Below are 15,485 nucleotides of genomic sequence, written 5' to 3'. Positions count from 1 at the left end.
TCATGCGGACACCTCGATGCGGGGATCGATCCAGGCCGAAACCAGATCGGTGACGAGATTGGTGATCACCACCAGCAGCGACGAGCAGAACAGGATGCCGAGCAACAGGTTGACGTCGCGGGCGAAGATCGCATCGAACGTCAGCCGCCCGAGGCCGGGCCAGCCGAACACGGTCTCGACCACGACGGAGCCGCCAAGGATGCCGCCGGCGTTGACACCGAGCATGGTGATCATCGGCAGCAGCGCGTTGCCGACGACATGGTTCGTGTAGGCCTGCCGCCGGCTCATGCCCTTGGCGTAGGCGGTACGAACGAAATCGAGCGAAGCGACGTTCAGCACGGAGGCACGCATCAGGCGGATGAACACCGCCATGTAGAATACCGTGAGCGTCAGCACCGGCATCACGGCGTGGCGGGCGACGTCGAGGACGCCGGCGAGGCCGGAACCCGGCACGCCGATCGTGCGCATGCCGCTCGACGGCAGCCAGCCGAGCTTGACCGTGAACAGGAGAATGAGAAGCAGACCAAGCCAGAACAGCGGCGTAGCGTAGCCGATCAGCGCCAGGAGCGAGATGACGACGTCGGACAGCGAGTTTTGCCGGACGGCCGCGAGCGTGCCGAGGCCGATCCCGAGCAGGAACGCGGTCCCAAGCGAGGCAATCATCAGGATCGCGGTTGCCGCCAGCTTGTCGGCAATCAGAGCGGCGACCGGCATGTTGTCCTTGAAGGAGTAGCCGAGATCGAGACGCAGCAGGTTGAAGGCGTAGCGCTGGAACTGCACCCACAGCGGCTGGTCGAGACCGAACCGCTCGCGCAGCAGCGCGACATAGCCGGCATCGCCGCCGCCGCCCTGCCCGGCCATCACCTCGGCGAGATCGCCTGGCGCGAGGTGAACCACCGCGAAATTCACGCAGACGATGCCCACGACGATGACGCAGGCCTGTGCGAGCCGACGGAGCAGAAATATGGCGTAGTGGGACAATGGCGTCTTGCGTCCTTGCTAGCGGGCGAGATAGGCCTCGGCGAAACTGCCGTGAGCGCCGAGCGGATCGACCTCGATATTCATGACCGTCTTGCTCTTGATCGTGATGTAACGTGCGTCGGCGATCGGAAACAACGGAAGGTCCGTCATGACGATCTTCTGGAAATCGCGGAACAGACCGGCGCGCTTCGCCGGATCGACCTCGGTCTGGGCGTCTTCCAGCGCCTTGTCGGCCTCCGCGCTGTTGTAGCCGCTGCCGTTGGAGAAGGCGACGCCGGGCACGATGTTCTTGGACCAGTAGAAGCGTTGGATCCCCACGGTCGGGTCGGTCAGCCCGAATGCTCCTGTCGAGGTGGTGTCGAAATTATAGTCCTTGTAGACGCGGCGGTAATAGGTCGGAAAGTCCTGGTTCCTGATGTCGACGGCGATGCCGAGCTGCGCCATCTGCTGCTTGAAATAGTCGCCCGTGCGCGAGAAGTGGTCACCAGCCGGCAGAGGATCATGGGTGATCTTGAAGCGCAGCCCGTCGCTCTGACGCTTCATGCCGGCCTCGTCGAGCAGCGCATTGGCCTTGGCGATGCTGAACTCATATTGAGGGACATCGGCCGTATAGAACTTTGCGTTCTCGTAGGAGATCGGCCCCGTGGCCGCCTTGGCGAAGTCGAAATAGATGCTCTTGCGAACGAAGTTGCGATCGATCGCGTGGTACATCGCCCGGCGCACGCGAACGTCCTGGAAATAGGGACGCCGCAAATTGAGCTCCATGAAGGCCTGGAACGCCAGCGCCTCGCTGCCTTGCACCGGGATTTCGAGCGTCGGCAGGGCCGCAAGCCGGTGCGCATCGGCCAGCGGTACCGGGATCGCACCGGCAACGTCGAGCTCGCCCGCCTCCAGCGCGACCGCACGAGACGCCGCGTCCGGTATGATCACCATCACCACACCGTCGAGATAAGGCTTCGGCGCATCCCAATAGTCCGGATTTCGTTCGAAGATGATGTACTGGCCGCGTTGCCACTCCTTGAACTTGAAGGGACCAGTGCCGATCGGCTTCAAATTGGCGGGATTGGTGAGGATGTCCGTACCCTCGTAGAGATGCCGCGGCAGGATCTGGGATTCCACGGAGGCGAGAGAGTTCATGACATAGGGAGAGGGGCGCTCGAACTTGAAGATCGCCGTCAGCGCGTCAGGCACCTCGACGTCGGCCAGATAGCGGTAGGTCGAGCGTCCGCGCGGATGCAGCTCCTTCCAGACTTTCAGCGCCGAGAATTGGACGTCGGACGCCGTGAACGGCTTGCCGTCGTGCCACTTCACGCCGGGCCTGAGCTTGAACGTGATCGACTTGCCGTCGGCGGAGACATCCCAGGATAGCGCGAGCTGCGGCTTCGGATTGAGGTCGAAATCGTAGCGCGCGAGCCCGTCGAACAGCTTGCCCGAGATCTCGTAGATCTGCCCGGTCGAATTGAAGGCGCCGGTCAGCATCACCGGTTCGGCGATCCACATCTTGAGCAGGCCGCCTTTCTTCGGAGTGGCGGCGTACGCGCGAGTTACGACGGCGGGCATCGCGACGCCCGCAAGTCCGGCCGCAGCAAAACCGGCGACCACATTCCGTCTGGTGAACGACATCGGCAAAACCTTCTCGCGTTGAATTTCGTCAGTCGGAGTAGACAAATCCGCCGGATGCCTGACGGGTCGGATAGGCATCGATGCGGCTGATGTTGACATGCGGCGGGGCCGACAAGGCGAACATGATCATGTCGGCCATGTCCGCCGGCTGCAGCGGCTCCTTGCCGTCGAGAAACTTTTCCTTGGCGAGTTTGGCGTCGCCGCTCGACACCGCGAAAGCCTCGGTCGCCACCCGGCCCGGCACGATCTCGGTCCAGCGAATGCGCGACCCGTTGGTGTCGAGCCGCATCACGTCGAGGAATTGCGACACCGCCGCCTTGGTCGCGGAGTACATCGCCGAGCCGAGCATCGGATAATGGCCCGCCATCGAGCTAACGATGACGACGTGCCCCTTGTTGCGGCTCATCATGCCCGGCAGAACGCAGCGCGTCAGGTGCGCCACGGCTCGGAAGTTCAGGTCGATCAGCTGATCGATCTTCTCGAAGGGGTAATCGTATAGCCGGGCATTGTGCGAGGCGCCGGCATTGTTGACGAGGATATCGACATCGAGGTCGCCGATCGCCTTGCGGCAGGATTCGGCGTCGGTGATATCGAGCGCGTGCGCGATGCAGCCCGTGCGTTCGCTCAGTTCCTTCAGCCGCTCGGCGCGCCGGGCGATGGCGTGCACCTCAAATCCCGCGGCGGCGAGTTTTTCGACCGTCGCGGCCCCGATGCCGCTCGATGCTCCCGTCACCACAGCCGTTCGATACGATCCCTGACCCGGCACAAATCTCTCCCAAATGGCCTGCTCCGGAATGAAATGATCGCATCAGCGCATTGGAATTTTTTTGCCTTTTTGACAGGAGAGCGAATGACTGATCGAGTTTTCATCTCAGCGGGGCGGATTTCGCGCCGTTTGCGCCCCCCTACCAGCTCGGCAGCACGGCGCCCTTGAACTTGGTCAGCACGAACTCCTTGACCTCCGGGATGTGATAGCTGTCCACGAGGATCTTGACCCAGGGCTTGTCTTTGTCGGCGGTGCGGACGGCGATCAGGTTGACGTAGGGGCCCTTCGGATCCTCGCGCAGGATCGGATCCTTGACCGGATCGAGGCCGGCCTGGGTTGCATAATTGGTGTTGATCGCGGCGGCGTCGACGTCGTCGAGCGCGCGTGGCGCCTGCGCCGCGTCCACCTCGACGAACTTCAGCTTCCTGAGATTCTCGGTGATGTCGAGCACCGTGCGCTTGAAGCCGACATCGTCCTTCAGCTTGATCACGCCCTCGTCGCGCAGCAGCAGCAGCACGCGGCCGCCATTGGTCGGATCGTTCGGGATCGAGACCTTGCCGCCCTCGGGCAGGTCGGCGAAGGCATTATGCTTCTTCGAATAGACGCCGATCGGGAAATTCACGGTCAGGCCGACGGCCTCGATCTTGTAGCCGCGGTCGGCCTTCTGGTTGTCCAGGTAAGGCTGGTTCTGGAACGAATTGGCCTGGATGTCGCCGGAATCGAGCGCCGCGTTCGGCACCACGTAATCGGAAAACTCGAGCAGCTGGATGTCGAGCCCCTGCCTGGCGGCGATCGGCTTCACGGCCTCGAGGATCTGCGCATGCGGACCCGGCGTCACCCCGATCTTGATGGTCTCGGCGGTTGCTGCGGCGGACCAGACGGCGAGCACGGCCGAGAGGATCAAAGGGAGGCGAAACGACATTTTGGTCTCCGTAGGTCGACACACAAATATGGAACCGTATTCGCTTCCCCGCCGCGCGAAATCAATGAAATGGAAAACCATATTGGCAGGCCCCCGCGGACGCACGTTCTCCATTCGACATCAAACGGAAAAGAAATCACGCCGGGCATTTCATGTGTGGCGATTTCCCGGCCGCGGCAATGATTCTTTCGCCAGCGCAACACTCCGAAACTTGATGGATCTGCGCCTGCCGGGTTAGCGTTTCGGTGCGGCCTTAGAACTTCCCCAAGTTCACCTAGATCGCACCGGATCGCCGCCTGGGTCTCTCAGGCAGGCGATCCGGGTCCCCGCCAGGGGCGCGCTCTCCGCATCGTCATTTCGTCGCATCCCCGCCTTGCCGGCATTGCCGCCCCGGCCGTCATGAAACATGATGGGTTGCCGGAAACGGTTTGTGCAGGTGGAGGTCGTCCGATGAACGAGAATGAGATCCGCGGTTTGATCGCCGAGGTGAAGCAAGGCAGGCTGTCGCGACGCTCGTTCATCCGGAAAGTCGCCGCGATCGGGATCGCGGCACCGGTCGCGAGCCAGATCCTCGTGTGGCACGACGTGGCGATGGCAGACGCCAGGCTTGCCTACAAGCCGACCAAGGCCGGCGGCGGCGGCACGCTCAAGATCCTGCTCTGGCAGGCGCCCACCCTGCTCAATCCGCATTTCGCGATCGGCACCAAGGACCAGATCGCCACGCGCATCTTCTTCGAGCCGCTCGCCGGCTGGGACAAAGACGGCAATCTCATTCCCTGCCTGGCCGCCGAGGTGCCTACCAAGGCGAACGGCGGCCTTGCCGCGGACGGCATGAGCGTGATCTGGAAGCTGAAGCGGGGCGTCAACTGGCACGACGGCAAGCCCTTCACCGCCGACGACGTCGTCTTCACCTGGCAGTACGCCGCGGACCTCGCGACCGCGGCCTACACCACGGGCTCCTACAAGGACATCAAGGTCGAGAAGATCGACGACTACGCCGTCAAGGTGCTCTTCAAGGCGCCGACGCCGTTCTGGGCCGACCCGTTCGTCGGCGGCTCGGTTGGCCAGATCCTGCCAAAGCATCATTTCGGCGACTATGTCGGTGCCAAGTCGCGGGAGGCTCCGGGCAATCTCAAGCCGGTCGGCACCGGTCCGTACAAATTCGTCGAGTTCAAGCCGGGCGACATGATCCGTGCCGAGCGCAATCCCGACTATCACGTCAAGAACCAGCCGCATTTCGACACGCTCGAGGTCAAGGGTGGCGGCGACGCGGTGTCTGCGGCGCGCGCGGTGCTGCAAACCGGCGAATACGACTTTGCTTGGAACATGCAGGTGGAGGAGGAGGTCCTCAAGCGCATGGAGGCGGGCGGCAAGGGCAAGCTCGACATTACGCCGTCCGGCAATGTCGAGTTCATCATCCTCAACACGACGGATCCCTGGACCGAGGTCGACGGCGAGCGCTCCAGCGTCAAGACCAAGCACCCGACACTGTCCGATCCCGCGGTTCGTCGCGCGATCAATCTCCTGATCGACCGCGATTCGATTCAGAAATTCATCTACGGGCGCGGCGCCCTCGCAACCGCGAGCTTCGTCAACGCGCCCAAGCAGTTCAAGTCTCCCAGGCTGAAATACGAGTTCGACATCGACAAGGCCAACAAGATCCTCGACGAGGCCGGCTGGACCAGGGGCGCGGACGGCATCCGCGAGAAGGACGGCAAGAAGCTCAAATACGTCTTCCAGACCTCGACCAACGCCCCGCGCCAGAAGACCCAGGCCATCATCAAGCAGGCCTGTCAGAAGGCCGGCATCGAGATCGAGATCAAGGCGGTCACCGCATCGGTGTTCTTCTCCTCCGACGTCGGCAACCCCGATACCTACTCGAAATTCTATGCCGACATGGAGATGTACAACACGACGCAGCCGCAGCCCGATCCGGAGCGCTTGCTGAACCAGTGCGTCTCCTGGGAGATCGCCACCAAGGACAACAAATGGCTGGGCCGCAACAACTCACGCTATTCCGATCCCGAAGCCGACAAGGCCTACAAGGCCGCGCAGAAAGAACTCGACCCGGTCAAGCGCGCCGCGCTGCTGATGAAAGTCGACGAGATCTTCTGCGGGGCCAACGTGTTCCTGCCGCTGCTCTCGCGCCACATCGTCAACGCAAGCGTCAACAGCCTCATGACCGACATCTCCGGGTGGGACACCATCACGTGGAACCTGGCGGCGTGGTATCGGAGCTGAGGGGAAGTTCGCCGAAATCTCTCGGGTCCCGGACAAGCTCCAGCGCGGATAAGCGCATCAAGAACGCGCATGAATACGCTTATCGCGGTGCAGCGCCGGGATCCGGAAGACGACATGGACCGAATCCCTTCCATTGTGTGCTCCAGATCACAGCCGAAGCACGCGCCTTCCCCTACAAAGACCAGGCATGGCCGCAAACAAGGTAACGGCGGTACGCACGAGCTGCGGAGACGATCGACAGCTACGGACTTTCGAAAGCCGCCGGGGCGAGGAACCCGGCGGCTTTTCTCCTTCTTTCGAGAGGTACGGGCAATCAAGCTCTCAGGAACGGTAGAGCAAGCGAGACCCATCAACGCCCCAAAGCGCGATGACGATTGATCGCAATCGCATCGCGCCTTAGTGCCACGTCGTGTCCGCTTTCGACGATCACCACCCTGGCTTCGGGAACTTCGGCCGTGTTGCAGGTGCGGGGCATGCCCTCGCCTCAGCGGCGGCCGGCCAGCTTCTCACTCCAGACCCGGAACCGATGGTTTTCGCAGACCTATCCCGGTCCGTGGCAGGAGAGGCAGGTCTTGTCGGTCACAGCGTATCCGGCGTCCGCAACGTGTTCGACTTGTCCTCGTTGCGCAGCTCCTGCTCGGCGGCGTGCCAGAACTCTTCCTCGCGGCCTTCAGGCCTGCCGGCTTGCTCCCACAAGCGATGCGCGCGTTCTCTGATCTCTTGCTCGGTCGGCTCGGACAATTGCACCTCCTGCTTTGGAAGCACGGCCCCACCCTTGGGGGTCTGGGGGGCTTGGAGGCGGGGCCGTGCAGGCCAGCCATCGGCGGCGACGCTGGCCCGCCGAGTCAAGCTTCGACCATGTGCAAGAGTTCCTGCGCGCCCGTCCACGCCGGGCGGAATCCATTCTCACCAGCGAAATTGCGGCTGGCCCCGGCTATCAAATAGCGGCTGCGCCGTCGCGCTCTCGCGGCGCAATCCGCCCAAGCGCACTCGGCCTCCCTGCACGATGGTTGCACGGCCTATGCCGTGCTCCCGGAGCCAGAGACTTGCTGGCGGCGCACGATCCAGCTGCTAGCTGTAGAAGATGCCTCCGTCCACGTTGAGGGCCTGGCCGGTCACGAACGCGGAATCATCCGACGCAAAGAACGCTACTGGACCGACGACGTCCTCCGGTTGGCCGAGCCGGTGCAGGTCGGTGACCTTCTCGAAATAGGCAACTCGTTCGGGATCGCGGAGATTGTTGAGCCCCATCTCCGTCACGATGATGCCCGGGCATACGGCATTGACCGTGATGCCGTGGCCTCCGAACTCCATGGACGAGACGCGCGTGAAGCCGACCACGGCCGACTTCGATGCAGCGTAGTGGGACTGTCCCGGACCGCCCGTTCGTGCCGCGAGCGAGGCGATGTTGACGATCCGTCCGTATTTGCGCTCCTTCATATGGGGCACCACGGCCTGGGTCATCTGGAACACACCGCGCGTGTTGACGGCGAACGTCTGGTCCCACGTGTCGGTCGTCAGTTCGTCGATGGTCGCCAGTCTGAGGATTCCCGCATTGTTGACGAGGACATCGATGTGCCCAAGTCCCTGGATGGCTTCAGCCACCGCCCGCCTGCAATCGCCGACATCGCTCACATCGCCCAGCACCGGGATGCATCGGCCGCCAAGCTTCCCGACCTCTGCAACTGTCTCGAGAAGGACCTTCTCCTGGGCAGCGATGTCGGTCAGCGCGAGATCGTAGCCGCGCCTTGCAAGGCCGATGGCTATCGCGCGGCCAATTCCGCGGCTTGCTCCCGTCACGATCGCATGTCGGGCCATGTTGCGTTCTCCCTGTTGTTCGTATGAATAGTTTCTGCCGGTGTGAATGGATCAGGCGCGAGCGGCCTTGCGGACCGGGAGGGTGTTCATGGCCTTCACGGTCTCCTCGAACGAGACGAGGTTGGCGCCCGAACCCAGCCCCGTCGCGACGATCGCGGCGGTCGCGGTCGCGAGCCTGGCGCAGTCGAGCAGGTCCCAGTCGCGGGCGAGACCAACGATGAAGCCGCCGGTGTAGGAATCGCCGCATCCCGAGGTATCGCGGACCGCGACCTCGAACGCCGGCACCGTGAACTGACGTCCGTCGCGTGTCATCACGAACGAACCATCGGCACCGAGAGAAATGGCGCAGGCCCCCGCGCCCTTGTCGATGAAGAACCGCGCACACGCGGCGGGATCGTCGGTTCCGACCATGGCACTGGTTTCATCGATGCTCGGCATGAAGAAGTCGACATAGGGCAGCAGCGGCTCGACCAGCGCCAGGGTTTCGCGCCGCGCCTGGATGAGATCGAGCGTCGTCGTGCAACCGGCCGCCTTCGCATCGCGCAGCAATGCGACGGAAGGCGCTCCATCCATCGCGAGCAAGGAACCGACCCCGCCGAGATGCAGAATCTTGCTCCGGCAAGCGGCCTTTTGCGTGTCGGGCGCGATACGCCAGCGGGCGGAGGCGCCCCTTGCGTGCATGACCGGACGCGAGCCGTCGGGCCGGATCGGCAGGATCGTGGCCGAGGTCGGACTGCCGGCCATCCGCTCCATGAGAGAGATGTCGATGCCTTCACGCTCCAGCGCGTTCAGCATCCAGTCGGCCTTCTCGTCGGAGCCGACGGCGCCGACCGCGAGCGCCTTCAGACCGAGGCGCGCGCAAGGGACGACCGTTCCGCCGGCAGTGCCCGCGACCGCGAGCCGAATTTCCTCGATCAGCAAGCGACCGCCACCCGGCGGAATCTCGGTGACCGGGACCCCCAGAATATCCAGAATATAAGTACCGCAGACGCTGACGTCGTGAGAGTGAGCCATGATTTCTCGCAGGACAGTGGTTTGATCGTGATCTAGCTCGAACGCTGGGGGATCTTGGGCGCGCCGTCGCTATCGCGCAGGCCGTACTGCCCCCATCGCTTCAGGATGCTGTCGATCTCCTCGTCCGGCAGCAGCGGAGGAGAGCCGAGTTGAAGACAGCCGTGATACTGCTTGGCCAGCACCTCGACCTCCACCGCGAGCCACATGGCCTTGCGCAGGTTGGGACCGACGGCGATCAGCCCGTGATGCGCGAGCAGGCAGGCGCGGCGATAGCGAAGCGCGTCCAGGGCGGCCTGCGACAGCTCGGCCGTGCCGTATTGGGCATAGGGCGCGCAGGGAATGTCGTTTCCGCCGGCAGCGGCGATCATGTAGTGAATCGCGGGGATCGAGCGATTCATGATCGCGATGATCGTGCAGAAGATCGGATGGGCGTGAACCACGGCGCCAACCTCCGGCTTCGACCTCAGGATGTCGAGGTGAAAACGCCATTCCGTCGACGGAACGTTGCCGGCCGACGCGGTCCACGAGCCGTCCCACTTCATGGCCACGATGTCCTCGGGCCTCATGCGGTCGTAAGGAAGACCGGACGGCGTGAGCAGGATGCCGTCGTCGGTTCGGACGCTGATGTTTCCGGACGTTCCCTGGTTGATGCCCTGCGCCGCCATCTCGCGACACGCGTCGATGATGGATTGACGGAGTTCGAACTCTGCTTCGCGGCCGGTCATACGTTGCTTCCACTCTGGTTCATGCACTTGCTCCGAGCTGGACCTGCCGGTCGACCAGCAGCCAGGTGGCGCGCGCGGTTGCCAGCACCTCCTGCTCCGCATCAAACAGGGCGCTTTCGGCAAAGAGCTTGCGGCCTTCCCGCCCCGTCGGCCACGCCACCACCACACATCGATCGCCGGGACGCGGCCGGCGATCGATCCGAGCGGCCATGCGTCCGAGCAGAACCGTCTCGTCACCGTTCAATCCGAGGTGACGGGCGCCCACGCTGCAATAACCGGTCGGGCAATCGAGAGCGGCCCAGACGAATTCGGGCGCGACATGACCGTCCTCGCCGGACAGACTGCCGTGAGGCACCCAGGAGGCCGCGAACACGACGGGCTTGCCCGGGACTGCCCCCGCCTGCAGCGGACCTGCGAAAATCCGGAGACCGTCGCCATGGCCACGTGCGGGGCCGCAGACGAAGCATCCCGGAAGGTTGTGGGTCTGCTCGTCATAGGGTGTTCTACCGACCGCCTCTTCGGCCGCCGCGTAGCCCACCCTGGGAACGTCCGACACATCGATGCCTGCTGCACGCGCCGTCGCGAGCAGTTCGTCTTTTTCGCGCAACTCGATCCCGCCGTCGGCCTTCGTCAGCACGTCGAGCGGCCGCTCCAGCGGCGGCGGGGCGCGCAACGTCACTTCGGCGTCTCCGGCGACGTGCCTTGCGAGACATCCGCAAACGTAGCCTCCGTTGCCGGAATTGGGCGGGCCCCGGAAGCGTCTGTCGATGACCAACGATGCCATTTCAGTTTTCGTCCGCGACGTTCAGCGTCCCATCGCGAAGAACTCGTCGTTCGGACGCATGCTGGTGACGTTGGCGAGGCGGTTCGACATGCCGAAGAAGGCAGCGATGGCGGCAATGTCCCAGACGTCCTCCTCAGAGAATCCGTGTCCCTTGAGATCCTGAATGTCGGAGTCGCCCACCTCATAGGCGCGCGCCGAGACCTTCATCGCGAAATCGAGCATCGCTCTTTGCCGCGCGGTGATATCGGCCTTGCGGTAATTGGTGGCGACCTGATCCGCGATCAGCGAATTCTTCGCGCGCACGCGCAGGATGGCTCCATGTGCGACGACGCAATACTGGCATTGATTGGCGCTGCTGGTTGCGACGACGATCATCTCGCGCTCGGCCTTGGTGATCGGCCCGGGCTTGTCCATCAGAGCGTCGTGATAGGCGAAGAAGGCCCGGAACTCATCAGGACGATGTGCGAGTGTCAGGAAGACGTTGGGGACGAAGCCGGACTTCTCCTGAACCGCCTCGATCCGCGAACGGATATCCTCTGGCAGCGTTGCGATGTCGGGAACGGGAAAGCGGCTGATGGCGGGCGCAGACATGTTGCAAGCTCCTGTTAGACTGCCGCAAGCGCGACGAGCGTTTCCTGATAGGCCTCGAACGCATCGCGCCGATCGGCGGCGTACGGCTCGACTCGCACGAGGCAGGTATGGGCCGAGCAACCCTGGCCGAATTGAGAGGTGCCGATATCGAGCGTGAGCACGTTCGGATTGCCGGCGACCTCGAGGCCACTATTGCCCGTCGGCGTGAACCAGGCACCGGTCGGAAGCACCAGCACACCTCGACGGACCTTGTCGGTGACCTCTGCCGTCGCGAGGCACTCCCCGCGGCCGTTCCAGATGCGGATGGTCTGGCCGTCCTCGACGCCGAGGGCAGCCGCGTCGTCAGGATGAAGGCGAGCCTGTTCACGGCCATTGCGTTTCATGGCCCGGCTCGATGCGCCGGTTTCGAGCTGACTGTGAAGACGGCCGGCCGGCTGGTGCGAGATGAGGTGCATCTGGCCGGCGTCGGAGGCATTGCCGAGCCATTCGGCCGGCTCGATCCACGCGGGATGCGAGCGGCAGTCGGCATAGTCCAGCCTGGCCAGAGTCTCGCTGCCCAGCACGATCTTTCCGCTTTCGGTCCCGAGCGGGTGCGCCTCCGGCTCGTTGCGGAAGTCGGCCAGGAACGTATGCCCTGCCATGACCGGGCAGCGGGCATAGCCGGCTTCCCAGAACGCATCGAAATCCGGCATCGCGAAGCCGAAGCGCTGCGAGGCATCGCTGCGGCAGGCTTCGTAGAGATGCCGGACCCAGCCCATTTCGTCCCGGCCCTCGTTGAACCGATCGGCCACCCCGAGCTTGCCTGCGATCGCGTCGAAGATCTCGAAGTCGGAGCGGGATTCGCCCAGCGGCTCGATCGCCTTCTTCATCGCCAGGATGAAGTCGGAGCGCCTGTTGCCGGCAAGATCGTTGCGCTCGATCGACGTGGTTGCCGGCAGCACGATGTCGGCCCGCTGGGCTGTCGCCGTGAACATCGGGTCCTGCACGATGATCGTTTCCGGCCTCGTCCAGGCTTCCGACAGGCGATTGAGGTCCTGGTGATGATGGTAGGGATTGCCACCCGCCCAATAGACCAGCCTCGTATCCGGATAGGTGCGGATCTCGCCTTCGTAGCTGAACGGCCTGCCGGGATTGAGCAGCATGTCACTGATCCGCGCCACCGGAATGAAGCTGTCGATCGGCCTCGTCAGCTGTGAAATGGCAGGAGAGCGGCCCAGATTGAGCGGTGCCCCCACGCCTCCCAGCGAGGCGTAGCCGTAGCCGACGCCGCCGCCCGGCAATCCGATCTGGCCGACCACCGATGCAAGCCCGAGCGCCGCCCAGAACGGCTGTTCGCCGTGATGGGCGCGCTGCAGGCTCCAGCTCACCGTCAGCATGCTCCGCGTGTCGACAAGGCGCCTTGCGAGCTCGGCAATCCGGCCTGTGTCGAGCCCGCAGATGCCGGCGGCCCACGCGGCGTCCTTGCGTCCGCCATCCGCCTGGCCTTCGAGATAGCGAAGAAGGCGATCCGCGCCGCTGGTGCAGCGCGCGAGGAAATCCGCATCGTGCCGGCCCGCCTTCACGATCTCGCCGGCAAGGCCGAGCATCAGCGCAGCGTCGGTGTTCGGCCGGATCGGCCACCATTCGGCGCCCACCCAGAGGGGCAGATCGTCCTTCAGCGGCGAGACGTGGACGACCTTGACGCCGCGTTCGACGATTTTCCTGAGATAGGTTTCGAGCCGGTGGCTGCCAATTCCTCCGGCCTCGTTTTGCGCGGTTCGCGGCGAGAGAGCACCGAACACCACCAGCGTCTCGGTGTGTTGCGCGATCGTGTCGAGCGTATTGGCGCGGCCGCCGCATGCGTCGTCGCTGCCCAGCGTGTGGCGCAGGATCACGGGACCAGCCGCGATTGAATAGGTGTCGACGTGCCTGGTGAAGCCGCCAACGAGATTGAGCATGCGCTTCAGAAGCGAAGAGGCATGATGCAGGCGGCCGGAATTGGTCCAGCCATAAGAGCCGGCGAAGATCGACGCGTTGCCGAACGTGCCGGCCACGCGGCGTACTTCGTCGGCGACCAGCGTCGTCGCCTCGTCCCAGCTCACCGGCACAAATTTCTCGCGGCCGCGGCCCCGGCGATCGCTTTTCTCGCGCTTGTCGAGCCAGCCCGAGCGGACCATCGGCCGCAGCACGCGCCGCTCGGGGTTGGCCCATTCGGCAATGGAATGGATGATCGGGGACGGCGCCGGATCGTGCTCGAACGGCTCGACGCCGACGATGCGATCGTTCTCGACGAGGATCGTGTAGGCACCCCAATGGCTGCAATGCGGGACCCGCTTGATCCTGCTCATGCGTCGACCGCTCCAAGCTCGCGGCGCATCTGCGCGGCGAATTCGGGATAGGTCTCGGCGAGTTCGTCGAAGACTCGGCCGCGGAGCAGGTCGAGCGTTGATCGATCGGGCAGCGGGGTCTGCCGCGGCTCAGCGTCATGAACGAAACGAAAGCCGGTCGCTTGCTTGATCTCGGCAAGATCGTGCCCGGGGTGAACGCTCTCGAGTTCGAATCCGGGCCGGGTCTTGTCGAACCTAAAGAGCCCCTTGCCGGTCAGGAGAGCCACGGGGCCGCCGCTGCGAAATACGCCCTCGGGACTGACGCCGGGGGCACTGATGAAATCCACCTTCTCGACGAAGACGCGCGGCGTATGCTCTTCGCGGAACAGAATGACTCGGGGCACGACGAAATAGAGATAGGCCGATCCGAACGAGCCGGGCCAGCGCACGCTGGAGCGCGGATAATCACCGGTGCCGACGAGGTTCACGTTGCCGAAGCCGTCGATCTGGCCCCCGCCGAGGAAGAACGCATCGATCCGGCCCTGACCGGCACAATCGAACAGCTCCGCCGAACCGTTGGTGAAGAAATTATGCTCGACAGAACCGAGAATGGAGATGCGTGGGCCGACGGTGCCGCCAGCCTCCTTCATTGCGCGCAGCAGCATCGCGCCGGCGGCGGGAATCGGAGAGGAGGCGCCTACGGCGACGTGCCTGACCCCGTCGAGCAACCGCGCGATCGTGCAAATCAGCACTTCGCGAGGGAGAACGTCGGCCATCACGCGGGCTCCATCTGCGCCTGCGCCATATAGGCAGAGAAGCCGTCGGCCGTTCGCGCGGCCTTCGCGTAGCGTGCGATCTCTGCGCTATCGGCTGGATATTCGCCCCACAGACCGTAGGGCCACGCCCCCTTCGGAGCGCGCGCGACTGCCGTGACGTAGAGTGCCGGCAGCACGCCGGCAGCGCTCATCTCGTCGGCGAGCAGGTTTTCCTCGACGATTCGCTCCACCGTGACGAGAACGGTGCGCGAAGCGTAGGCCATGGCGGTAAGCTCGCGTCGACGGCCGATCCAGACGTTGCCGAATCGATCAGCCATGGGCACGTGGAAGATCGTGACGTCGGGCTTGATGGCGGGAATCAGCACGATCGGATCGCCTCCGTCCGCCAGCGGATTGTCGACGACGCGCCAATCGTCGCGATGGCGGAGCAGATCCGTTCCGATCAGCCCCCGGAGCGGCATGAAGGGACTACCCTTCTGCGCCGCCACGAGGCCTGCATGGATGGCAGGGCACGTTGCGTCCTTCAATCGAACCGCCCCATCCTTGACGGCCGCATTGAACCGGGGCGCTCCACCCGCTTCACCCAGCGAGACGGCGCTGGTCTCCACCGTCCGGACCAGACCTGCGCCGATGAGCTGGTCGACCTGTAATCCGCCGGTTGGCACGCAGACGAGATCGAGATTGCCCGCGCCATGCTCGATGATGGGCCGCGTCATGGCCATGGAGACGCCGGCGTAGTCGACCGGCAGCGCCACGCGCATCCCCGGCTCGATGTGCTTCGCCATTGCGCGAGGCTCACTCAACACCATCATCCTCCCTGCGATATGTTCTATATTGTAGAACGCTATTCCAAGTTTATGTTAGGCGGATCGGGATGACACTGTCAATCTGGCTTCACGAATGGAGCCTTTGTTTGCAGGGGATCCCGGCTTCGCATG

14 protein-coding genes are annotated in these 15,485 nt (G+C 64.0%); 1 reads left to right on the top strand and 13 read right to left on the bottom strand.

Going from position 1 to position 15,485, the window contains the following annotated elements; all coding sequences use genetic code 11:
• The 4 genes from EDE08_RS14480 to EDE08_RS14465 form a co-directional block, all read right to left on the bottom strand.
• Nucleotides 1-981 carry an ABC transporter permease gene (locus EDE08_RS14480; RefSeq protein WP_207913012.1) on the bottom strand — a complete coding sequence of 327 codons (981 nt, stop codon included), beginning with the start codon at nucleotides 979-981 and terminating at the stop codon, nucleotides 1-3.
• Nucleotides 982-999: 18 nt separating this feature from the next.
• Entirely contained in the window at nucleotides 1,000-2,604 is a 1,605-nt protein-coding gene (locus EDE08_RS14475; protein WP_165935964.1) for an ABC transporter substrate-binding protein, read from the bottom strand.
• 28 nt (nucleotides 2,605-2,632) lie between these two features.
• Complete coding sequence (locus EDE08_RS14470) at nucleotides 2,633-3,337, bottom strand: SDR family oxidoreductase (protein WP_245524792.1); 705 nt, start codon at nucleotides 3,335-3,337, stop codon at nucleotides 2,633-2,635.
• A 172-nt stretch (nucleotides 3,338-3,509) separates the two neighbouring features.
• Nucleotides 3,510-4,292, bottom strand: a complete 783-nt coding sequence (locus tag EDE08_RS14465; RefSeq protein WP_131869504.1) for a MetQ/NlpA family ABC transporter substrate-binding protein — start codon at nucleotides 4,290-4,292, stop codon at nucleotides 3,510-3,512.
• Nucleotides 4,293-4,742: 450 nt separating this feature from the next.
• On the opposite strand from EDE08_RS14465, the gene EDE08_RS14460 reads away from it, so the two are divergent.
• Nucleotides 4,743-6,533: a peptide ABC transporter substrate-binding protein gene (locus tag EDE08_RS14460; RefSeq protein ID WP_165935965.1), complete on the top strand. Its 1,791-nt coding sequence runs from the start codon at nucleotides 4,743-4,745 to the stop codon at nucleotides 6,531-6,533.
• A 579-nt stretch (nucleotides 6,534-7,112) separates the two neighbouring features.
• Here EDE08_RS14460 and EDE08_RS14450 read toward each other — a convergent pair.
• From EDE08_RS14450 to EDE08_RS14410, 9 genes are all read right to left on the bottom strand, one after another.
• Nucleotides 7,113-7,274 (bottom strand): DUF2934 domain-containing protein, encoded by a 162-nt coding sequence (locus EDE08_RS14450; protein WP_080659892.1) that lies wholly within the window; start codon nucleotides 7,272-7,274, stop codon nucleotides 7,113-7,115.
• Between the two features lie 330 nt (nucleotides 7,275-7,604).
• Nucleotides 7,605-8,351, bottom strand: a complete 747-nt coding sequence (locus EDE08_RS14445; RefSeq protein ID WP_131869502.1) for an SDR family NAD(P)-dependent oxidoreductase — start codon at nucleotides 8,349-8,351, stop codon at nucleotides 7,605-7,607.
• A 51-nt stretch (nucleotides 8,352-8,402) separates the two neighbouring features.
• The gene (locus EDE08_RS14440) at nucleotides 8,403-9,365 is read right to left on the bottom strand and encodes a carbohydrate kinase family protein (protein WP_131869501.1); all 963 of its coding nucleotides are present in this window, start codon (nucleotides 9,363-9,365) and stop codon (nucleotides 8,403-8,405) included.
• Between the two features lie 32 nt (nucleotides 9,366-9,397).
• Nucleotides 9,398-10,090 (bottom strand): L-fuculose-phosphate aldolase, encoded by a 693-nt coding sequence (locus EDE08_RS14435; RefSeq protein ID WP_131869500.1) that lies wholly within the window; start codon nucleotides 10,088-10,090, stop codon nucleotides 9,398-9,400.
• Between the two features lie 19 nt (nucleotides 10,091-10,109).
• Complete coding sequence (locus EDE08_RS14430; protein WP_349627653.1) at nucleotides 10,110-10,769, bottom strand: hypothetical protein; 660 nt, start codon at nucleotides 10,767-10,769, stop codon at nucleotides 10,110-10,112.
• A gap of 126 nt (nucleotides 10,770-10,895) precedes the next feature.
• The gene (locus EDE08_RS14425; RefSeq protein WP_131869498.1) at nucleotides 10,896-11,465 is read right to left on the bottom strand and encodes a peroxidase-related enzyme; all 570 of its coding nucleotides are present in this window, start codon (nucleotides 11,463-11,465) and stop codon (nucleotides 10,896-10,898) included.
• Between the two features lie 14 nt (nucleotides 11,466-11,479).
• Nucleotides 11,480-13,792, bottom strand: a complete 2,313-nt coding sequence (locus EDE08_RS14420) for a molybdopterin-dependent oxidoreductase (protein WP_131869497.1) — start codon at nucleotides 13,790-13,792, stop codon at nucleotides 11,480-11,482.
• The gene (locus tag EDE08_RS14415; RefSeq protein WP_131869496.1) at nucleotides 13,789-14,547 is read right to left on the bottom strand and encodes a CoA transferase; all 759 of its coding nucleotides are present in this window, start codon (nucleotides 14,545-14,547) and stop codon (nucleotides 13,789-13,791) included. The genes EDE08_RS14420 and EDE08_RS14415 overlap by 4 nt, the downstream gene beginning before the upstream one ends.
• Nucleotides 14,547-15,356, bottom strand: coding sequence for a CoA transferase subunit A (locus tag EDE08_RS14410; RefSeq protein ID WP_207913022.1), 810 nt, complete (start codon nucleotides 15,354-15,356; stop codon nucleotides 14,547-14,549). The genes EDE08_RS14415 and EDE08_RS14410 overlap by 1 nt, the downstream gene beginning before the upstream one ends.
• Nucleotides 15,357-15,485: the final 129 nt, after the last annotated feature.

Source organism: Bradyrhizobium sp. R2.2-H (genome assembly GCF_004346455.1).
Taxonomy (GTDB): Bacteria; Pseudomonadota; Alphaproteobacteria; order Rhizobiales; family Xanthobacteraceae; genus Bradyrhizobium; species Bradyrhizobium diversitatis.
Note: the sequence above shows the minus strand (reverse complement) of the source record. Positions and strands in the feature narration are given on the sequence as shown.